This window comes from Pseudomonas sp. UBA3149, assembly GCF_002364655.1.
Lineage (GTDB): Bacteria > Pseudomonadota > Gammaproteobacteria > Pseudomonadales > Pseudomonadaceae > Chryseomonas > Chryseomonas luteola.
Genome location: NZ_DEYV01000037.1, coordinates 85,670 through 108,387, shown reverse-complemented (window position 1 = coordinate 108,387; position 22,718 = coordinate 85,670). Strand labels below are relative to the sequence as shown.

Annotated in this window: 17 protein-coding genes and 6 pseudogenes; 17 read left to right on the top strand and 6 right to left on the bottom strand. The window is 53.8% G+C overall.

Translation table 11 applies throughout. The features are described from left to right. Positions 1 to 472, top strand: a pseudogene (locus B3729_RS21350) (glycoside hydrolase family 5 protein); the annotation flags it as partial. Between the two features lie 215 nt (positions 473 to 687). On the opposite strand, the gene B3729_RS21345 reads toward B3729_RS21350, so the two are convergent. After that, the gene (locus tag B3729_RS21345; protein WP_312125087.1) at positions 688 to 1,539 is read right to left on the bottom strand and encodes an MHYT domain-containing protein; all 852 of its coding nucleotides are present in this window, start codon (positions 1,537 to 1,539) and stop codon (positions 688 to 690) included. Between the two features lie 219 nt (positions 1,540 to 1,758). On the opposite strand from B3729_RS21345, the gene B3729_RS21340 reads away from it, so the two are divergent. Further along, positions 1,759 to 3,273, top strand: a complete 1,515-nt coding sequence (locus tag B3729_RS21340) for a sensor domain-containing diguanylate cyclase (protein ID WP_286788953.1) — start codon at positions 1,759 to 1,761, stop codon at positions 3,271 to 3,273. A gap of 324 nt (positions 3,274 to 3,597) precedes the next feature. On the opposite strand, the gene B3729_RS21335 is transcribed toward B3729_RS21340, so the two are convergent. From B3729_RS21335 to B3729_RS21315, 5 genes and pseudogenes are all read right to left on the bottom strand, one after another. After that, on the bottom strand, positions 3,598 to 5,274 hold the full coding sequence (locus tag B3729_RS21335; RefSeq protein ID WP_286788952.1) for a diguanylate cyclase: 1,677 nt from the start codon (positions 5,272 to 5,274) through the stop codon (positions 3,598 to 3,600). Positions 5,275 to 5,751: 477 nt separating this feature from the next. Further along, positions 5,752 to 6,077, bottom strand: a pseudogene (tnpA, locus tag B3729_RS21330) (IS200/IS605 family transposase); the annotation flags it as partial. A 338-nt stretch (positions 6,078 to 6,415) separates the two neighbouring features. Beyond that, positions 6,416 to 6,847 carry a DUF3597 domain-containing protein gene (locus B3729_RS21325; RefSeq protein WP_010798861.1) on the bottom strand — a complete coding sequence of 144 codons (432 nt, stop codon included), beginning with the start codon at positions 6,845 to 6,847 and terminating at the stop codon, positions 6,416 to 6,418. 140 nt (positions 6,848 to 6,987) lie between these two features. Next, the gene (locus B3729_RS21320; protein ID WP_122043929.1) at positions 6,988 to 7,434 is read right to left on the bottom strand and encodes a DUF421 domain-containing protein; all 447 of its coding nucleotides are present in this window, start codon (positions 7,432 to 7,434) and stop codon (positions 6,988 to 6,990) included. 9 nt (positions 7,435 to 7,443) lie between these two features. Continuing rightward, positions 7,444 to 7,965, bottom strand: a complete 522-nt coding sequence (locus tag B3729_RS21315) for a hypothetical protein (protein ID WP_286788951.1) — start codon at positions 7,963 to 7,965, stop codon at positions 7,444 to 7,446. Between the two features lie 167 nt (positions 7,966 to 8,132). On the opposite strand from B3729_RS21315, the pseudogene B3729_RS21310 reads away from it, so the two are divergent. The 15 genes and pseudogenes from B3729_RS21310 (at position 8,133) to B3729_RS21245 (ending at position 22,705) form a co-directional block, all read left to right on the top strand. Further along, positions 8,133 to 8,532, top strand: a pseudogene (locus B3729_RS21310) (low affinity iron permease family protein). Between the two features lie 173 nt (positions 8,533 to 8,705). After that, positions 8,706 to 9,923: a methyl-accepting chemotaxis protein gene (locus tag B3729_RS21305; protein ID WP_286788950.1), complete on the top strand. Its 1,218-nt coding sequence runs from the start codon at positions 8,706 to 8,708 to the stop codon at positions 9,921 to 9,923. Positions 9,924 to 9,947: 24 nt separating this feature from the next. Further along, a complete protein-coding gene (locus B3729_RS21300; RefSeq protein ID WP_019366686.1) occupies positions 9,948 to 10,322 on the top strand; it encodes a response regulator in 375 nt (124 codons plus the stop codon). Between the two features lie 21 nt (positions 10,323 to 10,343). Then, positions 10,344 to 10,661, top strand: coding sequence for an STAS domain-containing protein (locus tag B3729_RS21295; protein ID WP_019366687.1), 318 nt, complete (start codon positions 10,344 to 10,346; stop codon positions 10,659 to 10,661). A 9-nt stretch (positions 10,662 to 10,670) separates the two neighbouring features. Further along, entirely contained in the window at positions 10,671 to 12,851 is a 2,181-nt protein-coding gene (locus B3729_RS21290; protein WP_286788949.1) for a chemotaxis protein CheA, read from the top strand. A gap of 14 nt (positions 12,852 to 12,865) precedes the next feature. Continuing rightward, positions 12,866 to 14,140: pseudogene (locus tag B3729_RS21285) on the top strand (MCP four helix bundle domain-containing protein); the annotation flags it as partial. 51 nt (positions 14,141 to 14,191) lie between these two features. After that, entirely contained in the window at positions 14,192 to 15,292 is a 1,101-nt protein-coding gene (locus tag B3729_RS21280) for a methyl-accepting chemotaxis protein (RefSeq protein ID WP_409438642.1), read from the top strand. A 92-nt stretch (positions 15,293 to 15,384) separates the two neighbouring features. Beyond that, positions 15,385 to 16,632 (top strand): annotated as a pseudogene (locus B3729_RS24905) (MCP four helix bundle domain-containing protein); the annotation flags it as partial. A 75-nt stretch (positions 16,633 to 16,707) separates the two neighbouring features. Then, positions 16,708 to 17,562, top strand: a pseudogene (locus tag B3729_RS24900) (methyl-accepting chemotaxis protein); the annotation flags it as partial. Positions 17,563 to 17,565: 3 nt separating this feature from the next. Next, complete coding sequence (locus tag B3729_RS21270) at positions 17,566 to 18,126, top strand: chemotaxis protein CheW (RefSeq protein ID WP_286788947.1); 561 nt, start codon at positions 17,566 to 17,568, stop codon at positions 18,124 to 18,126. 18 nt (positions 18,127 to 18,144) lie between these two features. After that, on the top strand, positions 18,145 to 19,800 hold the full coding sequence (locus B3729_RS21265) for a methyl-accepting chemotaxis protein (protein WP_286788946.1): 1,656 nt from the start codon (positions 18,145 to 18,147) through the stop codon (positions 19,798 to 19,800). 5 nt (positions 19,801 to 19,805) lie between these two features. Continuing rightward, on the top strand, positions 19,806 to 20,306 hold the full coding sequence (locus B3729_RS21260; RefSeq protein ID WP_197873438.1) for a chemotaxis protein CheW: 501 nt from the start codon (positions 19,806 to 19,808) through the stop codon (positions 20,304 to 20,306). A gap of 11 nt (positions 20,307 to 20,317) precedes the next feature. Further along, positions 20,318 to 21,130 carry a CheR family methyltransferase gene (locus B3729_RS21255; RefSeq protein WP_286788945.1) on the top strand — a complete coding sequence of 271 codons (813 nt, stop codon included), beginning with the start codon at positions 20,318 to 20,320 and terminating at the stop codon, positions 21,128 to 21,130. After that, a complete protein-coding gene (locus tag B3729_RS21250) occupies positions 21,123 to 21,644 on the top strand; it encodes a chemotaxis protein CheD (RefSeq protein WP_010798847.1) in 522 nt (173 codons plus the stop codon). Before B3729_RS21255 ends, B3729_RS21250 begins: the two co-directional genes overlap by 8 nt. After that, entirely contained in the window at positions 21,641 to 22,705 is a 1,065-nt protein-coding gene (locus tag B3729_RS21245) for a protein-glutamate methylesterase/protein-glutamine glutaminase (protein ID WP_010798846.1), read from the top strand. The genes B3729_RS21250 and B3729_RS21245 overlap by 4 nt, the downstream gene beginning before the upstream one ends. Positions 22,706 to 22,718: the final 13 nt, after the last annotated feature.

Genomic DNA, 22,718 nt, shown 5'->3' with positions numbered 1-22,718 from the left:
GAAAGAGAATTGCGTACCGGCGTCCTATTGGGCGGCAGGTCCGGGCTGGGGCAATTATTTCATGTCGGTTGAGCCTATCAATGGTGTAGAGCGCCCGCAGTGGCCGACGCTCAAGAAGTACATGGACAGCAGCAGCTGTACGGAAATAGGCCCGAAGAAAGCTGTTGCTACAACACCTGCAGCATCGACTACTCCTGTGGCCTCTACACCGGCCTCAGCAGGCACGGTGAGTGAGATTAATAACATCACTAACGTGGACTGGCTAAACGGCGTGTATCGCAAGAAGCCAGGTTTTTCGATTCCGGCCAATGATGCTAACAAGGCGGCCTTTAAAGTAGGAGCGTCGGTACGCTTGGCTGATGGCCAGGTCAGAAAGATCAGCTCCGCACAGGTCGGTGCAAAGATGGCGGTGTATCTTGAGGGCGCGGCGGTTAACGGCGCGGTGGTTGGGTATCCTAAAACACTGGTAGTTGTGCCTAACTAAATAAACGATTTCAGCCTCTATAAATCAAAAAGCCGTCCGTAGGGGCGGCTTTTTTTTGGCGTTACCCTATGGCTGATAGCAATACTACTACCGCTCCATTACATCAAGTACGACCCTATCCAATCCTGTCTTCGCGAGCCATTAGGATACCCCTGATGCTTAGAGTGGACACGGTAACAATCAAACGACAGTCATGAGCGTGATCAATCCCGGGGCTGTAACTCTTCTGGCTCAGGACAACGCGGTAGTCTTTCTAAGGGGTCTTGTGCAACCTGCCGGGTGGCAAGGTAGTGTTTTATATCGGCCCGCCTGTCTGCAAGCTTCTGGCGCCGCGTATGCCGCTCGAGCACTACGGCAGCTAATGCCATAGCCAGTAGCGAGACGCTGGCCAGCGTTACGAGTGCGCCTAGCCAGTAGGTATCGATACTGCCATCTATATCCCCGCTAGAGCTTCCCATGTGGAAACATGCGCTTGCCATTCCGGTGTAATGTATTGCCGCTATGCCAAAGCCGAGAAAAATGGATGCGGCGGAACGCAGCATCCAGACATGCGCCAAAGGCCGTTTTAGATGAAAAGCTACATACAGCGCCGAGATTGAGGCAGGTACTGCGATTACCAGGGAGGCGCCTAGCCATATGGGGTCGTAGCTGATGGCTGGATGCATATTGATTGCAGCCATGCCGGTGTAATGCATCGCTGCAATCCCGGCGCCCATGACCAGACCACCCCAGAAAAAATGCCGAGTCGCCAGTGCTGGACGGCAGACGATTCCCAGCGCTACAGCCGCTGCCAAAATAGCCAGCCCTAACGAAAGCACAGTGGCCGAGGCTTGGTAGCTAAGCTCGATAGGCAGGCTGAAAGCCAGCATGCCAATGAAATGCATTGCCCAGATTCCAACCCCCATTGCCACTGAGCCACAACCAAGCCATTTCCTCGCAGCAGTGCCGGATGTATTAAACACAGCAGAGGCCAGCTGGAGCGCCGTGTAGGAGGTCAGAACTGCCACAAGGATGGAGATTAAGACTAGGAGTGGGTCATAACTACCAGTAAGCATAGAGTTACCCGGTTTCAGATCCTAAGCTTAACGGCCGACTGCGTCGTTTCTGAAATTACGCTCGCAGTCCGAGGTCCATATCCCGGTACGCTCATGTGCTGCAACACATGCGCCAAATACAGCCGTCAATGAATATCCCATGTAGTCGATACACAAGAACCACCCCTTAAGCTGCGCCGTAGGGAAAAGCGTAACTGGTACCCACAACAAATGATCTCCATGAACCAGGCCAATCGTCTTCGGCGCGTCTTCATCGTGTTTGCCCTGTGCTTTACCCTAGGGCTTACCAGCGTTGTGTCACTTCAGCTTTTTAGAAGCTATGAGGCTACTTTAAATGCTGCTGAGGTGAATGCGGCTAATCTGGTGAAATCAATTGCGCAGCACGCTCAGGACACTTACGAGGAACTGGATCTGACCAGCTATGGCATAGTCGAGAGGCTGGAGTGGGATAACTTTGGCGCAGGGCTATCGGATGAAAATGTGGCGCGTTTGAAGCACTTTTTCAAACGCCAAGTGGCTCAGATGAACCAGGTGCACGGCATTTTCGTTTATGACAAGGATGGCAAATGGATCGTGACGGATAAGGATGACTATCCCGCCAGCATCAATAACAGTGACCGCGAATATTTCATCTACCACAAGACCTTCATGGATCGAGGGGTTTATATTGGTACACCCCTGCGCAGCCGATCTACAGGCGACCTTGTAGTCCCTGTTTCGCGCCGAATCAACAACCCGGACCAGAGTTTTGCCGGCGTTGTGCTGGTTACCATCAATATCGAGTATTTCAACGCCTACTATGCTGACTTCCGACTGGGTGCCGGGGATATCATTGTCCAGGCCTTGCGTAGCGGTGAAGTGATCTCACGGTTGCCCAACTCAGAAAATAACATACGGCTTAATCTCTCCAAGGGAGAGGTATACAGCAAGTACCTGCACCAAGGACGCTTTGGCGTTACTCGAATTACTTCAGTTGTAGACGGCGTAGAGCGTATCCAGGGATATCAGGCGCTTGAGCGCTATCCGCTGGTGGTTCAGGTCGGATTTTCCTTAGAGGATGTATTAGGCCCCTGGCTGACCGAGGTGGTGATCTATACCGGCGGGCTAGTAGTCATGCTCGCCGTTTTATTTGCCCTGGCGCTGGTAGTGCTACGCTACATGCGACTGGACCGGGAAAATCAACTTGAACTCAAAGCCGCCTATGACGCTGTTGAAAGGCTGGCAATGGAAGATGGCCTGACCGGTTTAGCCAACCGACGCCATTTTGATGTCATGCTGCCGGTTGAGCTTAACCGAGGACGCCGTCAGGCTCACCCGATCGGGCTTATCATGCTCGACGTAGATTATTTCAAACGATTTAATGACCGCTATGGCCATCAGATGGGAGATCTGTGCCTTCAAGCTGTAGCGCAGGTCATCAAACAGAATGTTCGCCGCGCAGGTGACTTAGCCGCACGCTATGGTGGTGAAGAGCTTGTCATCCTGCTGCCTAATACCGATGAAGCGGGTACTTACGGCATTGCGACGGCAATCATGGAAGGTATCAGGGCGGCAAACATTGAGCACATGGACTCTCCTCTGGGTCGCGTCACAGCCAGTATCGGATACCATGTAGTGATTCCAGACAGTTCTGAATACAATCCGGCCTATGAGCTGGGCTTTGCTGACATAAATCTGTATACAGCAAAGGAGCTGGGACGAAACAGAGTCCATCCTATTCCCAATATTATCTAACACCCTCTTGCCCAGCCGTTAGAGCAATTTCTCGTTTTCCTCCCCCTCGATTCGGTACGGCTGAAAATCTGCGAGTCTACTTGAAGCCGATATGAATTTACTTTTATCGCCTTATAGTCAGTGGTTATAGATTTGCGGCAGTAGACGCAGGAAGTAGTGCAGCCGCAGGCCTTATGAATAGTCTCTTTCGTGAAGCCAGAGGCATGAAAGATATAGAAGAATGGCTGATATCGAATATTGACCAGGAGTACTTTGTTTCAAAAACATAATTGGGCTTTGAATAAGTCAGCACAGGCCTGGATTGCGAGCAGGGCGAGGCTCCTACTAAGCTGCTATTACACGGTCACGGCCAGCCCTTTTAGCCATATACATCGCACTATCAGCCATACCGATTAGCTCTACCGGCTCTGTGCTGTTTTCTGGCGCAGTGGCTACACCAAAGGAGGCTGTAACGGAAATGGAGTGGCCACCTTCTAGAGTATTGAGCTGGCGCAGCGCCTCACATACCTGCTGAGCGCGAGCCACGGCGTTTTCCTTTGTACAATCCGGCAAAATCATGACCAGCTCTTCACCGCCATACCGGCAGGCTAGATCAGAGGCACGCAAGGACTTTTTCAATAATTGGGCTGTCATGCGCAGGGCTGCATCCCCTCCGGCATGCCCATGGAGATCGTTTATCTGCTTGAAATGGTCGATATCAAGCATGATTACGCTAACAGGTGATCCATTACGTTGTGAGCGGGCCAGTTCACGAGCCAGACTTTCCTCCATGAAGCGTCGGTTGTAGAGGCCGGTCAGAGCATCCTTGACGGACTGGTCACGCATTACCTGTCTCAGCTTCGCATTGGTTAGTGCCAGCGCTGTCTGCTCGCTGATGGCTTCAGCCAGATTCATCGCTTGATCAACCAAGGCGCCGTCCTTAATGGGCTTGCTGATATACAAAAGGCCCAGCACTTCACCGTAAGCGGTTAAGGGTAGGCAGTAATGATTGCGCGGGTCCTCTGCCATATAGTGATTACAGCGTAATGCAGAATGACTTTCCTCGCAGTAATGCACTTGTCCCCGGCGCAAAGCCCAGCAATCATGGGGAGCCATCATACGTGGCTCGACCTCCTCGCTGCCCCATGTGGCGCCTCGTTCCAACATGTCTGCTGAATTACGGTAGAGAAAGATCGCACCTACTGTATCTGGCAGCAGTTTTGAGCAATATAGCGAGCTGATTGCCAGTCCCTCTTGCAACGTCATCTCAGTCTGAAGCGTACGAGACATCTCTCCCAAGAGAGATACTTCAAGGTTACGCTGGCTAAGTTCTCTGACGCTCTCCTCAAGCTTTCGGCTGATGAGTTGAGCATCATTGGCTGAGTTTTCTTGAGCAAGGATAGCGTTACGCATTGACCTGAACATAAAGGATAGAAGCAGCATGGTCAGGAGTGTACTGACTAGAGAAAAGCCTACTGCCGCTATACTTTTCTCTCCAAGCTTATTATCAAGCGCTGCCAGTTCCTGCTGCTCTCCAAATATGAGTTCGCCTACCACGTTACGAACGTTTTCCATCAAATCCTTGCCGTGACCGGTACGAATAATGGCCTCTACTGCAGCGTACCCCTGCTCATGCCTGAGGGTGATGGTTCTGGCCAGATCTTCGAGCTTCAGCTGAGCATGCTTAATAAGCACATCTACTTTTTCTGTCTGATCCAGAACGTCGCCAGCGTAAACACTCTTGAGCCTCTTGAGTTCGTTAGGCAGGGAGGATAGCGAAACATAGTAGGGCCGTAAAAATACCTCATTACCGGTAATGACATAACCACGCTGGCCCGTCTCTGCATCGACCACCAGTTCCTGCACAATACGGAGACTTTCTATCTGCTTCTGGACAACATTACGTTCTTGGCGCGTATCGTTGACCCAAAACAGGCTAAGGGGGGCAACTGCTGCGGTTAGGATCATGATGATTGAAGCGCTGCCGGCAGCAAGCTTGAGCCGAGCCTTTCTGAACGCCATTACATTAACCTTGCTACCAAATCCGGTTGAGCGGAGCCAAAGTCAGCCGTACCTAAAGGAACGAGAGGGCCATAGAAACGTACTGCTCTGGTAAGCGCCAGCTTGTGAGTAGGCGCTCACCAAGAAACTATGAAAGCAGGCCTAAAGGAAATAAAAATAGCTCGCTCCATAATCACAGGTCTGTTCATTGTCATAAGCATCGACCAACCCTTCAAAAACCTGAGCTTGGCGGCAGCCTTTAAGCCTAGTGGCAGACAGACGGTCATACAGATTCTTGAAGGTCAATAATAAGGTGGGTCGTTACCTTATACAGACAAGCAGCAGAGTATCTGGCTCTGGCTTTAGGTGACGCCCTAGACCTCTCGCTGGCTTTGATAAGTAACGGGCAAGTACTGCGTGATATGACCATCGTCCTGCATGAACACTGGCCTAACGATGGTGAAACAATGACCAAAAAGCGCAACATGCTCCGTACTTTTAGTGTGGGAAGCATAGCGCGGGACGCGAAGCGGCCCTAATCGACCTGTTCTGCTGCTCGATGTACTGGCGTATGTTCGATATCGACGCCGCGCCCACGTTGCCCGCGAAATAGCTTGGGCTCCATAGGGCGTTATTTAAATACGCAGCCACCACGAGTTCCGGGTACATCAGCCGCAGTCGCCTGCTGGAGACGCCCTTGAGGCTATTCACGAGTCGCGAGAGCGCTACCTTCGACGGATAGTGCATAGCAAATGCACATGGTCAGGCCCGCCATTGAGCTCAATGAGTTCAGATTCAAAGTCCGCGCTGACACTACGGAAAATTCCTTCTGGCGAGAAGCGTACACCACCCGCGTCTGTTCAGCTTGCGGCTCCTTAGTAGGACCGCAGGGCGTCAATGGGTTGCGTATAAAAGAATGAACCTGCTGTGAGTGCGGTGTCGCTCACGATCGCGATATTAACGCGGCTAGAAACATTCTTGCGCTCGGGCATGAGCGTCCATCTGTGGGAATCCCCGTCCTTTAGGCCGGGGAGGATGTAATGGCAGGCATGAGCAATTACGTACCTGTAGTGAGCGCAGGCTAGATACTTCTGGGTTCGGTTACTCCCAGCATCACAGCATTACCTGCCTGCGCTCATCAGTAAGGCTTCGCTAGTGATGCTTAGTCCAGTAGATCTGCGGGTACGTTGCCGCCGTTCTCAGCCAGCTTTTGCAGTACAGCTTTGTGCAGCCACATGTTCATCTGCGCGGAGTCCTGCAGTTTGTCTGCTGGGCAGTTCAGTTCTTTGGCGAGCTCCTGACGAGCAGACAGGCTGCTGTCCAGGTCAAGCAGCTTGAGCAGATCGACGATGGACGTTTTCCAGTTGAGCTTTTCGGCATGGTTGGCTGCCAACCCGTCGAGCTTGGCAGCCACATCCACCTGACTGATGGCCTGTGGTGCGGCTCCGGTAGCTGTATCCGTGGACGAGGATGACGTTCCAGCGGGCGTACCTGCCGCTGCATCAGTGCTGCCCGGCTGCTGCGCGGTAGGTTCGGCAGCGTGTGCTTCTTTACCAATACCAAGCTTGGACAGGATATTGCCAAATAGGCTCATATAAACTCCTCATCTATCAATCGAGACGGTGACCTGCTTGTGCAGGGCTTGCCTATCTTCCGACCGCTGTGTCGAGGAATTAGTTTGAAATAAATGCCATTAGTTTGAGACCAGACCCAACATCTTCATTCCTGTTGGTGTTACTTCTCCTTCGGAATAATGGAGATGGCACCATTTTTCTCCAGAATCGCATATTTGATCTGATCCATTCGCTCAAGCCCATGCGTGGTACGGGCCGCCTCCAGGATGTCCTCCTCGGCCAGACGTACCTTGTTCAGTCTCGCCTTGAGCACCTGTCCATTCTCCACGATGATCATGGGCATCCCATCTATGAACCGCGCAAGCTTGGGCGACCGCTCCTTGACCAGCGATAACCCGATATCGATGACTACCAAGGTCACGATGATGAGCGCTGCGTTGGTTACGGAAAAATCATCGCCCAGCAACGCCTGTTGGGTCGCCTCGCCAATAATCAGAAGTAGCACAAAATCAAACGTTGTGATTTCAGCCAGGGTACGCCGCCCGGCAATCTTGAAGATAACAAAGACCACCAGATAAACCGCCGCAGCGCGTAATACCGCGTCCATGATTGCTCCTTACGGATAAATGAATTGCGTCAGTTGCAGGGCGGGCCCTGAAGTCAGCGTTGAAACGACACTGCGAGACAGACCAACCCCCTGTGCCCGAAGACTCAGGTGCGTCTGGACCCAGCCTCGATCATCAGCCAGGTAGGTAAGGCGCATCCCTGAGCCGTAGCTGCGGGATTCGACTGGCTCGGGTTGCAGGCTGTCGACACTGAATGAGTCCAACAAACTGCCGTCGAGCAGGATGGTCGCTTTTCCATCTGCTCCAGCCTTGGCCTTGATGGTGACCGGCATGGATGCACCATTACGTGCAAAGCGCTCGTAGACAATGATCAGTTCGCCATCAGGGCTCTGGATTTCGGTATGACTTAGTGGACCCTTGGAGAACAGACCAAGCAACGTCAGGATGACAATGACGCATAGCATGTACCAGCCTATACGCTCGATCATCCAGATCCGTTTCTGTACGCAAAGGTCTTCTTGGATCGGATACTGACGGCTGGAAAACTCGTTCTTATCGTCTGGCATTGACATATTTACGTCCCTGGCCTGTTGTTACGGTTGAAAGCCGGGACACTCATTAGTTCTGCGCGTACACGCCGTGCCTCGCCTCATCCCCCCTATCGCAGCACACCGCATACGGCGACCAGGAACCAAGCCCTTAAGCATTACGTCTGCAGGTAATACCTTGAGGGTGCACCATGACATTCAATGAACTCTCGGCAAAACTCTCAAACTGGGCAGGCCAGGCCCGCCGTTTCAGCTGGCTGTCGCAGGCATTATCCTTAGGGCTGTCACAGGCCCAATCTTTCATTACAACGATACGTGGCAGCTAATCATCAACACCTCCACGACCATCATTACGTTTCTCATGGTGTTTCTGATCCAGAACACACAGAACCGTGACAACGATGCCCTGCACATCAAGCTCGACGAACTCTTGCGCGTTACCAAGGCGCCCAGGATCGCCTGCTCTACCTGGAAAATCTCGACGCCAATGAACTTAAAGCGCTGCGCAAGAAGTATGAGGAAATAGGAAAAGAGGCCAGTGCGCTCAAGCGTCGGGACCTAGAGGCCGAAGAAAAGACTGAGCAGGCCTAAAACAACGTGAAACCAATCACAGTTAGAAAAACCCGACCTCAGTAATGGCACTAAACCATCACCTCATTATTGACATGTAAATAAATCCTATACCCGCCATTAAGTTTCAAGCGTAGAAAACGATAACCCTTCCAATGCGGTTCTCTGCGCAATCGACTTAATGGTGGTGCTTGATGCCTTCCTCTGATGTTTCTCTCGATCATTCCATTTCTGGAGCTTCCAACCACGCGTCAACGACAGGTACCGTCTGGATTCCGCTTGCGCTGTGTGGCGTAGCTGGCGGAGCCGGAATTGTCTGGGCAGGAAACGCTTCCTTGTTGAGCTGGGTGCTGGCAGCTGCGCTACTGATTGCAGCCGGGCTTTTGGCTGTCTGGGGCCAGGCGCGTCAGCAGCAGGTGCTGAAAGCACTTTCCGCCTCACAAAGCGAGGCACGCGGCATGACCGGCAAAAAGGCCCAAGAAGGTGCTGTGGACGGGATCTGTATTGAAGTGCTCCCGGTGTGGGCACAGCAGATCGAAACAGCGCGTAGTCACACGGAAGAAGCCGTTACCCAACTGACCCATCGCTTTGCTGAGCTGGCAGGCCGTATTCAAATGTCAGTCGAAGGGTCCCATGACGGCAGTGCTCAGGCGCTTGTTGCGCTCCTGTCCTCCAGCCAGAACGAACTCAACGGCATCATTACCGGCCTGCGTGAAGCCTTGTCAAGCAAGGCAGTGCTCCAGCGTGAAATCACGCAACTGCATGAATTTACCGGCCAGCTTCAGGCCATGGCCAAGGATGTTGCCGATGTTGCCAAGCAGACGAACCTGTTGGCCTTGAACGCGGCTATCGAAGCTGCACGTGCAGGCGAGGCAGGCCGTGGATTTGCGGTGGTTGCCGATGAGGTTCGCAAGTTGTCGACTCTGTCGGGGAATACCGGACAAAAGATCAGCGAAACGGTGGAAACCGTTAACGCGGCCATTCTCCGCACGCTGGATGCCTCCGAGCAGTATGCGCGCCAGGATGCTGAAACTTTGGCAAATTCCGGCAATGTCATTGAAAACGTCATCACCCAGTTCAATGCCAACGCCAGTCATCTGGTGCAGCAGAGCAACACCTTGCGCGAGCAAAGTGAAGCCGTGGGCGCTGAAATCTCGGACGTCCTGGTAGCCCTGCAATTCCAGGATCGCGTCAGCCAGATGCTGAGCCATATCCGCAATGATTTGAACAAGCTGGAACAGCGCCTGCTTGACCGGCGTACTCAGGCCGCGCAGGGCGAGGCGTTGAAGCCGATCGACACCAAAGCCTGGCTTGATGAGCTGGCCAAGACCTATACCACAGCGGAGCAGCTGGCTGTCCATCACGGCAAAACGCCGGCCTCAGCCGCTTCATCCGATATCACCTTCTTCTAAGCCACACTTCTGTTCGAGACCATTATGAGCACGAAAAAAACCGTTCTTATCGTTGATGACTCCATTTCGATCCGCCAGGTCGTCGGCATGACACTCAAGGGCGCCGGCTACGACGTGATCGAGGGCTGTGATGGCAAGGACGCATTGGGCAAGTTAGACGGCCGCAAGATCCACCTGATTATCAGCGACGTGAACATGCCCAATATGGACGGCATTGCGTTTGTTACAGCAGCCAAGAAGCTGCCGGCCTACAAGTTTACGCCGGTCATCATGTTGACCACCGAGTCGGGTGCCGACAAGAAATCAGCCGGTCAGGCCGCAGGCGCCAAAGCCTGGATGGTCAAGCCCTTCCAGCCCGCTCAGATGCTGGCGGCTGTTTCCAAACTGATTCTGCCGTAACCCTGCTACGAGATCGTCACCATGACCGAAGCCGCTATTGAACTGCATCACCGTGTGGCCCTGGATGGCCCGTTGACTATTTATACAGCAGCTGAGAGCAAGGCCAAGGTGCTCGATCCGCTCAAGGCCAGCGCACTTGTCGAATTTGATCTGGCAGGAGTAGATGAATTCGATTCGGCTGGCCTGCAGCTGCTCATCCTTGCAAAACAGGAAGCAGCCAGGCGTGGCTGCTCGCTTAGCCTGTGCAATCACAGCCCTGCGGTTGTGGAGTTGCTTGAGCTAAGCGGGCTAGTCAGCTTTTTTGGCGACCCTCTTCTTATTCAGCCGCATCTCGCTTGAGGCCACGCCGTGAATATCGATGACGTGTTAAAGATTTTTATTGCCGAAAGCCAAGAGCTTCTCCAGCAGATGGAAGATGCTCTGTTGCAGATCGAGCAGAACCCGCATGATCCAGACCTGATCAATGCGATTTTCCGTGCTGCCCATACAATCAAGGGTTCAGCAGGCCTGTTCGGGCTGGACGGTATCGTCAGTTTTACCCATGTGGCAGAAAGCGTTCTGGATCGCATTCGCAGTGGCGAGCTTGCCTTCAACGATGCGTTGGCCGCCCTATTCCTGCAGGTATGCGATCAGCTCAACGCCCTTATTACGCATGTAGAAACTGGCGGCTCGCTGGATGAATTGGAGCCGGCATTGCACAAGCAGGGTACAGCCCTGGTCGAGACCTTGAGCCAGTATCTGTCTGGCAATGCCATACCGACCTCGATTGTGGAAGCGGCTGCGCCCGTGGCCCGTGAGATCAGTGACAAGCCTGGCGAGCATTGGCATCTGTCACTGCGCTTTGGTCCCGATGTGTTACGCAATGGCATGGATCCCTTAGCGTTTTTACGGTACCTCAATACCTTCGGGCAGATCACTCATATCGTCACGCTAACTGAACATGTTCCTACGGCTGACGAAATGGACCCGGAAACCAGCTATCTGGGTTTTGAAGTGGCGTTTGCAACGGATGCCGATAAGGAAACTATTGAAGGTGCCTTCGAATTTGTTCGTGAAGACAGTCAAATTCGTATCTTTCCACCGAACAGCAAGACGGCCGATTATATCCAGTTGATCAACGAGCTACCGGAAGAAGATCTGCGCCTGGGTGAAATGCTGGTACGTTGCGGTGCGCTGACACAATCGGAGCTGGAAAAAGCACTTCAAAAACAGTCAGAGCCAGAAGCAGAAGCAGCGCCTATTGGTCAGGTACTGATCAATGAGAAGAATGTCCAACCACAAGTCGTGACCGCTGCGCTGCAGAAGCAAAAGCAGGTCAAGGACAACCGGACAGCTGAAGGTAACCTGATTCGAGTGGATGCCAACAAGCTTGATCAGCTTATTAACCTGATCGGTGAGCTGATTATTGCAGGGGCCGGTACCCAACTAGCCGCTCAGCAAAGTGGCGTTGCCCAACTGGTAGAGTCTACTGGCGTACTGTCGCGCTTGGTGGAAGAGGTACGTGATTCAGCCTTGACCCTGCGAATGGTACAAATCGGCACGACATTTAACCGCTTCCAGCGCGTCGTGCGTGATGTGTCCAAAGAGCTGGGTAAGGACATCGTTCTGGAAATCAGCGGTGGTGAAACCGAACTGGACAAGACCGTAGTCGAGAAGATCGGCGATCCGCTGACCCACCTTATTCGCAACTCCATGGATCATGGTATTGAGCCGGCCCCTGTTCGCCTCGAGCGTGGCAAGCCTGCCCAGGGTACGGTGCGCCTGAATGCGTATCACGAGTCCAGCAGCATTGTCATCGAGGTATCGGACGACGGTGGTGGTCTTAACAAAGATCGCATCCTACGCAAAGCCATAGAGCGCGGACTCGTCAGCGACAACCAGAGCCTGACCGACAAGGAAATCTTCAACCTGATTTTCGAGCCTGGTTTTTCTACCGCCGAGCAAGTCAGCAACCTGTCCGGTCGTGGCGTTGGGATGGACGTGGTAAAGAAAAATATCACGGCTCTACGTGGCACAGTGGATCTGGACAGCGTTGAAGGCATAGGCACTACGATTAGTATCCGCTTGCCCCTGACACTGGCCATTATTGATGGCTTCCTGATTGGCGTTGGCAAAGCCACCTATGTGGTTCCACTGGACATGGTTGAGGAATGCATTGAGCTGACCAGCGACCAGTCCTCTGCGGCCAGACAAAGTACGAGCGATTACATCGATTTACGGGGCGATGCCCTGCCCTTCATCCGACTACGTGAATTGTTTGCCGTTGAAGATGAACCGCCACGCCGTGAAAACGTGGTTGTCGTGAACTACGCAGGTAATCGTGCCGGCTTGGTTGTAGACCAGCTCATGGGTGAGTTTCAGACCGTTATCAAGCCACTCGGCAAGATTTTCGATAACAACCGCGCCTTGGGCGGCTTCACCATATTGGGTAGTGGTGCCGTGGCGTTGATCCTCAGTGTGCCGGGAATGATCGGCACAATTACACAAAGGCAGGCCGCTTCCAGCGCCGCCATGACCATCAATTCCTGATTGAGACAGCTATCATGAACGAAACGAAAAAAATGGTGCTGCTGGTAGTCTCTGCATTACTAGGCATCTTGGTCCTGGCCGGCGCTGCGCAGTACCAGATCAGCCGGGTATTCGAGGCAGCAAACTTCGGCAACGAGAACGCAGTGCCGAGCTTATTGGCTATCGCAGCGGTCAATGATCCTACCAATAAGTCTGTAAGAGCTATGTTCCTTCACTTACAGAGCAACGATGCCCTTGAGAAAGGGCAGCTGGCTCAAGAAGTCCATGACCTGCAGAACAAGGTCCAAAACGCTCTGAAAGACTATGAAAATTTCCTAGCCAACGATGAGGATCGTCGTCTGCTGGAGCAGGACCGTGAAACCATCGGTGCCCTGTTCACCCTTCAGGATAAATTGCTTCTGCTCTCCCAGCAGGGACAACTGGATCAAGCCAGGGAAGTACTGATGGCTAACCGTCCGGTTTTCACCAAGCTGGCCGAAGCCTTGGGTGCTCATCGTGAGTTCAATCAGCGCCTGGGTGAACAAAGTGCTCAGCTGGCAGCCAGCATCAAGACCAATGCAACAATTACATCCATTGTTATCGCCCTGGTGACTCTGCTTGCTATCGGCTTTATTGGTTTCGTCATCATCCGCAGCCTGCAAAAAGTCGTAGCCGTAGCCAATCGCGTGGCTAAGGGCGATCTGCCGGATGACATTGTAGTCAAGGCAAGCGATACAACTAGCCTCATGGCGGCCATGAGTCGCATGGTAGGTACGTTGCGCAATCTGCTCAACGAGATGAATCACATGTCCAAGGAGCACGACAAAGGGGAAATAGATGTTTTCATTCCCGCTGACCGCTTCGAGGGCAGCTACCGCACCATGGCGCAAGGCGTAAACACCATGGTGTCCAGCCATCTCGAAGTCCAGCAGAAAGCCATGGCATGCGTAAAAGCCTTTGGCGAGGGCAATCTGGACGCCTCTCTTGAGCGCTTCCCCGGCAAGAAGGCGGTGATCAACGATAACATCGAGCAGGTACGTGCAAACATCATGCAGCTGGTCAATGAAATGCAGCGCATGTCCCGTGCTCATGACAAAGGTGACATCGACGTCTTCATCGAAGCAGCCCGTTTTAGCGGCTCCTATCAGGCGCTGGCAGAAGGCATCAACACCATGGTCGATGGCCACCTTGAGGTGCAACGCAAGGCCATGGCGTGTGTACAGGCTTTTGGCGAAGGTGATCTTTCTGCACCGCTGGAACGCTTCCCAGGTAAAAAGGCAGTAATCAACGACAATATCGAGCAGGTACGGGCCAATATCCAGCGGCTGGTAGATGATGCCAGCGCGCTCAGCAGTGCAGCCATGGCCGGCCAGTTGGCGACCCGCGCCGATGCTGGTCAGCATAAGGGTGATTTCCGCCGTATCGTCGAAGGCATCAACGGGACGCTCGATGCGATTGTCAGCCCCGTTAATGAGGCCATGAGTGTTATGGCCGGCCTTGCCCAGGGTGACCTCAGCCGCACGGTACAAGGTAATTACCAAGGTCAGCTCTTGGAACTCAAGCAATCCATTAACAGCACCGTTGGCAAGCTGAACCAGATCATCACGGACGTTCGCGATTCGGCCGATGCACTGGCTAGTGCGTCAGAGGAGATTTCAGCAACTGCCCAGTGCATGAGCCAGGCCTCCACAGAGCAAGCGGCATCGGTTGAGGAAACCAGCGCGTCCATGGAGCAGATGTCCGCTTCTATCGGCCAGAATACCGAGAACGCCAAGGTCACTGACAGTATGGCCAGTAAGGCTGCCCAGGAAGCATCCGAAGGTGGCAAGGCCGTGAAGGACACGGTCGCAGCCATGAAGACTATTGCCGACAAGATTGGCATCGTGGACGACATCGCCTATCAGACCAACCTGTTGGCCTTGAACGCGGCGATCGAAGCGGCACGTGCCGGTGAGCATGGCAAGGGCTTTGCGGTAGTCGCTGCTGAGGTGCGCAAGCTGGCCGAGCGTAGTCAGATTGCAGCTCAGGAAATCGGCAACGTGGCCAAGGGCAGCGTAGACCTTGCCGAACGTGCCGGTACGTTGCTGGACGAAATTGTGCCGTCGATTGGCAAGACCTCCGATCTGGTTCAAGAGATTGCGGCCGCATCAGAGGAACAGAGTTCAGGTGTCAGCCAGATCAATGCAGCCATGGGCCAGTTGAGCCAAATTACGCAACAAAATGCTTCAGCCTCTGAAGAATTGGCCGCTACAGCCGAAGAAATGAGCAGTCAGGCCGAACAACTGCAGCGTCTGATGAGCTTTTTCAGCAGCAATGGCCACACGGCTACAGCAGACCTTCAACGTGCGTTGGACCATACTCGTCCATTCACGGAGCAGGTACGCATTAAAGCTCAGGCTCATCCGCATGCTGCAACGGCATCTGGAGCGTTACCGGAAGGCTTCATCCGCTTCCAGAGCTGATGATCATACAGGGCGCCTGCATCTTCCGCAGGCGTCCCTTCTATCTAGATATCTAACCCAGGTTGGCCAGAGGCTTACCTGTGAGGCTGATCATGACTGTTTCAAAGAAAATGCTTCTTCTGGTGTTCTCAGCCCTGTTTGGCATTGTGCTATTGGCAGGGACAGGTCAGTACCAGATCGGCCGCGTATTCCAGGCGGCTAACTATGGCAATGACAATACAGTGCCTAGCCTATTGGCGATCAATGAGATTAGCCAAAGCGTTGATAGCTCCATCAAGAATTTTTACGTGCACATCTTAAGCACTGACGCGGCTCAAATGGCGCAAGTCGATGAGACACTGGCGTCTATTCGCGCAGATATTGACCGGGGCTTGAAGCACTATGAAACCCTACTGTCAAACGATCAGGACCGCCAGTTGCTGGCTAACGACCGGGAAGCGTTGAAAGGCCTAAAAGAACTAGAGAGCAAGGTGCTGCCCTTGTCACGGGAAAACCGTACTGAGGAAGCTAAATCAACGCTCTTGGAAAATCTTCAAGTCATTGAAAAAGTTAGCCAGGCATTTGATGCTCACGTCCGGTTCAATGAGCAACTCGGTAAAGAAGGCGCCGCGACCGCAGTAAGCCTGAAAGGAACTGCCACGCTTATCTCTATCATGATTGCGCTGGCTACATTGGTAGCCGTAGGCCTGATCGGCTTTGTCATTACCCGCAGCCTGCTTCGGCAGTTGGGTGGCGAACCCGCCGACGTTGCAGCCATGGCCAATCGTGTTGCGGCCGGTGACCTGCCTAGCGAGATTGCGCTAAAGAAAGGCGACTCTACCAGCCTCATGGCAGCCATGAGCCGTATGGTGGAAACCTTACGCGGCCTACTCAATGAAATGAATCGCATGTCCACTGAGCACGACAAGGGCGAGACCGATACCTTCATTCCGGCTGATCGCTTCGAGGGTAGCTACCGCACAATGGCGCAAGGCGTGAACGATATGGTCAAGGGCCATATCGATGACCAGCGTAGTGCAATGGCCTGCGTAAAAGGCTTTGGTGAAGGCAACCTGGACGCGCCTCTGGCCCGCCTGCCGGGCAAGAAAGCATTCATTAACGATAACATCGAGCAGGTACGTGCCAACATCAAGGCACTGATTACCGATACCCAGCAACTCAGTCAGGCGGCAATAGCCGGTCAGCTCGATGAGCGAGCCGACGCTTCCCAGCACCAGGGTGACTTCCGCCGGATCATCGAAGGCGTCAATGGCACATTGGACGCCATCGTTGCACCACTAAGCGAAGCCATGGACGTTATGGGAGCGCTGTCAAACGGCGACCTAGGCCGTACGATTCAAGGCGATTACCAAGGTCAGCTCTTGGAACTCAAGCAATCGGTCAACAGCACCGTCAGCAAGCTGTCCCAGATCATCATGGATGTGCGTGATTCGGCCGATGCATTGGCCAGTGCGTCAGAAGAAATTTCAGCTACGGCGCAAAGCATGAGCCAGGCGTCCTCTGAGCAAGCGGCATCGGTTGAAGAGACCAGCGCGTCCATGGAGCAGATGTCTGCTTCCATTGCCCAGAACACCGAGAACGCCAAGGTGACTGACGGCATGGCCAGCAAGGCTGCTAAAGAAGCCGTTGAGGGTGGTCAGGCGGTTCGTGAAACCACTTCTGCTATGCAAAGCATTGCCGAGAAGATCGGCATTGTGGACGACATTGCCTACCAGACCAACCTGCTGGCCTTGAACGCGGCGATTGAAGCTGCACGTGCCGGTGAGCATGGCAAGGGCTTTGCGGTAGTCGCTGCTGAGGTGCGCAAGCTGGCCGAGCGTAGTCAGGTTGCCGCTCAGGAAATCGGCAACGTGGCCAAGGGCAGCGTTGCCTTGGCCGAGCGGGCAGGCACGCTGCTGGATCAGATCGTTCCGTCGATTACCAAGACTTCCGACCTGGTACAGGAAATCGCTGCTGCATCCGAAGAGCAAACCTCAGGTGTAGGCCAAATCAACTCCGCAATGGGTCAGCTCAATCAAATTACGCAACAAAATGCTTCAGCCTCTGAAGAATTGGCGGCAACGGCCGAAGAAATGAGTAGCCAAGCAGAAAAACTGCAGCAACTGATGAACTTCTTCTCAGCCCATCGTGCCGCGGCCGATCTGCAGCGCGCCATTGATCATGTAAGGCCGGTTTCTAGCAAGCCGAGCCATAGCAGGGAGCGGGTCATGGCGCAACGTCCACTTCGTACAGGCTCGTCACCGGAAGGATTCGTCCGGTTCGAGGAATAAGACATGAGTACCGATGTGACTACTGCGTTGCTCTCTTCAAACGGTGAAGCCGAGCGTCAACACCTGACCTTTGTAGTAAACGGTGAGACCTTTGCCGTGGATACGCTGTGCGTACGGGAGATTATTGAATACGGCCAGCTTACTGTCGTTCCGCTGATGCCAGCATTTATCTGCGGAGTAATCAACCTGCGCGGCGCCGTCGTGCCAGTCATTGATCTGGAAGCACGGTTCGGAGGCACTCGTACGGCTGTTACATCGCGGACCTGCGTCGTCATCCTCGAGACTGTAGATGACGATCAACCCCAGGTCATTGGCGTGGTGGTTGATGCTGTAAGTGAAGTGCTTGAAATACCTCTTGAACATGTCCGTCCGACTCCGGCTTTCGGCAGCCGCATCCGGACTGACTTCATTCAGGGCATTACCAAGATCAAGGACGAGTTCGTGGTCCTGCTGAACGTCAGCCAAGTGCTGTCCATCAGCGAAATCGCAGGACTCGTCAAAACCCCAGAAACCGCTATGGCCTTCGGCAGCGCGCGTGCAGCGCTTCCGCAGCGCTCGTTGTAACCTTTCGGAGTCATAGCCATGTTTAGAAACATGCGCGTTACTACCAAGCTTGCCTTGGGCTTTGGCACAGTCGTCGCTCTACTTGTCATCGTGATTCTAGTGGGCGTCGTTAACATGGCGGCCATGAAGAAGTCTGCAGATACCATGTCTTTGGATCGTTTCCCAAAAACGGAAATGACCAACGAGCTTATTCAGAACACACTGAATAATGGCCGATTGCTCCGCAATATTTTGCTTAATGATGATTTAAGCAAGCGTTCTGAGTATGTCGATCGGATTAATAAGTACCGTAGCGCAAATGCGGAGGTCATCAGTCGTCTCGAAAAGAGCGTTTACTCGGAAGAAGGCATCAAGCGTATCAAGGCTGCTATTGCTGCTCGAGATGCACTACAAGGTAAATATGCGCAATTTTTTAAGTTAGTTGAATCGGATCAGAACCAAGCTGTTCATTTCCTATTGGACGAATTTACTCCAACCAATAACGCCTTCGTTGACACCCTCACGGCACTCAATCAGTACATGAAGGATGAAATGAGCAGGGCGGGAGTCCAGGCGACTGAGTCTTTCGAGTCGGCGCGCCTGCTCATGATCAGCATCGGCATTGCAGCCGTTATCATTGCCATGATCCTAGGCTTCATCATCGCTCGCAGCCTTATCAAGCAACTGGGTGGCGAACCGGCCTATGCTGCTGAAGTCGTTAGCCGCGTTGCTGCAGGTGACCTGAGCGTCAATGTTGTGACCAAACCTGGTGATACCACCAGCATGCTTGCGGCTATCAAAGGCATGACAGACAAACTGGCTTATATTATCAGTGAAGTGCGGGGCTCTGCCGATGCGCTGTCCAGTGCCTCAGAGCAGGTTTCCGCTACAGCACAAAGCATGAGTCAAGCGTCTTCTGAACAGGCCGCATCGGTTGAGGAAACCAGCGCGTCCATGGAGCAGATGTCTGCCTCTATCGGCCAGAATACCGAGAACGCCAAGGTTACCGACGGCATGGCCAGCAAGGCCGCCCAGGAAGCAGCCGAAGGTGGCAAGGCCGTGAAAGACACAGTCGCAGCCATGAAGACTATTGCCGACAAGATTGGCATCGTGGACGACATCGCCTATCAGACCAACCTGTTAGCCTTGAACGCGGCGATCGAAGCGGCACGTGCCGGTGAGCATGGCAAGGGCTTTGCGGTAGTGGCAGCTGAAGTACGCAAGCTGGCCGAGCGTAGCCAGATTGCAGCCCAGGAAATTGGCAATGTAGCCAAGACAAGCGTTGCCTTGGCCGAGCGTGCCGGTACGTTGCTGGACGAAATCGTACCCTCGATCGGCAAGACGTCTGATCTGGTACAGGAGATTGCGGCCGCATCTGAAGAGCAAACCTCAGGTGTAGGCCAGATCAACACGGCGATGAGCCAATTGAGCCAAATCACTCAGCAGAACGCTTCTGCCTCGGAAGAGCTGGCTGCGACCTCCGAAGAAATGAGTGGTCAGGCCGAACAACTCCAACAGCTGATGGAGTTCTTTACCCTGGCTCACAACGGGAGTGTCTCTCCCAGTGAAGCTCCGCGCAGCCAGCCACCAGCGGCTGTACCGACTCGCAAGGCAGCAACGCCAGCGCGTGACTACAGTCCTGCCGCCGGTCAATTGGCTGGCGTACCGGCCGGTTTTGTACGCTTCAAGGATTAACGCCCATGAGTGTTCTAAAGGCTAACCGCGTGGCTGCTATCGAGCAGCCACAGCAATACCTGACCTTCTCATTGAATGCAGAGATGTTTGCGGTCAGCACGACGTGTGTACGTGAAATTATCGAGTATGGCCCGATTACAGCCATGCCCATGATGCCTCGTAGCATTCGCGGCGTAATTAATCTGCGTGGTGCAGCAGTACCTGTTTTCGATCTTGGGGTGCACTTTGGTGGTGCGCCTACCGAGGTAAACCGGCGCAGTTGCATTGTGATGCTGGAGCTAAGTGTCGAAGGTCGACATCAGATCTTTGGCATCGTAGTAGATGCCGTTAACGAAGTACTGGAAATCAGTGCCGATGCCATTGAACCAGCGCCGCGCTTTGGCACCCATGTCCGTACCGACTTCATTCTCGGCATGGCCAAGCGCGAAAATGGTTTTGTAATCCTGCTCAATATCGACCAAGTCCTCAATGCTGAGGATATTGATTACCTGGCCAGCCAGAACTGACGGTAAATGCCATGACGATGGATAACCTTGCTCTTTCAGACAGCGATTTCCGCAAGTTTCGTGGAATGATTTACGATGCTGCCGGGATCAGCATGGCAGACTCCAAAAAGCCCCTGGTCAGCGGACGGCTGGCCAAGCGGGTTCGTCAGCGGGGCCTTCCCAGTTATGGAGCCTACTTTGACGTCCTGATGCGCGATCGGAGCGAGTTTCAAATAGCGGTTGACTTACTCACCACTAATGAAACCTATTTTTTCCGTGAGCCCAAGCATTTTGAGTTCCTCCGTACCGTTGTACTACCAGAGATACGTGACCGCGCGTCCGTTCGTATCTGGAGTGGAGCGTGCTCGACCGGTGAGGAACCTTATACCCTGGCGTTAACTCTGGCTGATACGCTCGGCACCCGCCCGTGGGAAATCGTTGCATCTGATATCAGTACCCGGGTGCTGGAAAAAGCGCGTCGGGGCCAATACCCCTTGGAAGATGCCGAAGGTATTCCAAAAGCATTACTGCACAAACACTGCTTCAAGGGTATTGGTCAAAATGAAGGGACATTCCTGATTGATCCAAATCTGACGGCACGCATTACCTTTCGACAGATCAATCTCAATACCACCCTGCCTGATGTTGGTCAGTTTGAAGTGATCTTTTTGCGAAATGTAATGATTTACTTTGACAACGACACCAAGCGCCAAGTGGTCCAACGTCTTGTAAACCATTTACGTCCAGGAGGTTATTTCATGGTAAGCCATTCAGAAAGCCTCAATGGCATCACTGAAGCGCTCAAGATGGTTAGACCCTCTATCTATCAGAAGCCTCATGCCTGAGCCAACCAAGATTAAAGATGTTTATCTTAAGCCTGGGGAGCTGCATTTCGGGGGTGCTGATACACGCATCCGAACGTTGCTAGGCTCCTGTGTGGCGCTGGTGTTCTGGCATCCCCAGCGCCAGCTGGGCGGGATGTGCCATTACCTACTGCCTACTCGCAGCAAGGGGCACAAGGTATCGGACCGACTCGATGGTCACTACGGTGACGAGGCGCTGGCGCTACTGCTCCAGGCTATCCAGATGTCAGGTACACAACCATCGGAGTTTACTTTGCGTGTCTTCGGTGGCGGCAACATGTTTCCAGGAATCGCACGTAATGAAAAGGACCACATAGGCTTGCAGAACGTCAAGGCGGCTAAGCGCCTTCTACAGGCACACGGACTGGTTTGTAGCGCCAGCCATGTGGAGGGGATCGGTCATCGACGCCTTAGCTTTTCCATTTGGGATGGGGAGGTCAAGCTTGAGCAATCGCCTCCTGTACAGGCTCCACCACGGCAAAGAGATCGCCTATGACTAGCATTAAAGTACTGATCGTCGACGACTCCGCCGTGGTGCGTCAGGTGTTATCCACGACGCTGTCTGCCGACAGTGCCATCGAAGTGATTGGCGTGGCGGCTGATCCGCTTTTCGCCATGGACAAGATGAATAAGCAATGGCCGGATGTCATCGTCCTTGATGTGGAAATGCCCCGCATGGACGGCATTACCTTTCTCAAGAAGATCATGGCCGAGCGCCCTACTCCGGTTGTGATCTGCTCGACGCTGACGGAAAAAGGTGCCGCGACCACCATGCAGGCTCTCTCATCCGGCGCGGTCAGCTTTGTCACCAAGCCACAGGCTGGGCTCCGACAGTTTCTGGTAGAAAGTAGCCAGGAGTTGATTTCCGCGGTCAAGGCAGCGGCCCGCGCCAACGTTCGCCGTATCGCAACGTCCGCGCCACCGGCCAGCCCGCCGCCGAAACTCAGCGCAGATGTCATCCTGCCGCCGGGCCAGGCGATGACCCGCACGACCGATACAGTGGTCAGCATTGGCACCTCTACTGGCGGCACTCAGGCGCTGGAAGTGGTTCTGACCGCCCTGCCACGGGTGTGTCCAGGCATCGTCATCGTTCAGCATATGCCCGAGCGCTTTACGGCCGCCTTCGCCGAGCGCCTGAACGGACTCTGTCAGATCGAAGTACGCGAGGCCCAGCATGGTGATCGCGTCATTCCCGGTCGCGCCTTGATCGCACCCGGCGGACGGCACATGCTGCTCAAGCGCAATGGCGCGCAGTATCAGGTAGAGATCGTCGACGGCCCGCCAGTAAGCCGTCACCGCCCTTCTGTTGATGTCCTGTTCCGTTCAACGGCGCGCTGCGCCGGCAAGAATGCCCTAGGTATCATCATGACCGGTATGGGAGACGACGGGGCACGAGGTCTTAGGGAAATGCGTGAAGCAGGCGCCAAGACATTGGGCCAGGATGAGCAGAGCTGTGTGGTTTATGGAATGCCCAAGGAGGCTTTCAAGTTGGGGGCCGTGGAGCGTGAACTGCCTCTGGACCAGATTCCGGCAGCTATTTTGAACATGGCCCGCTAGGCATTCTACGGAC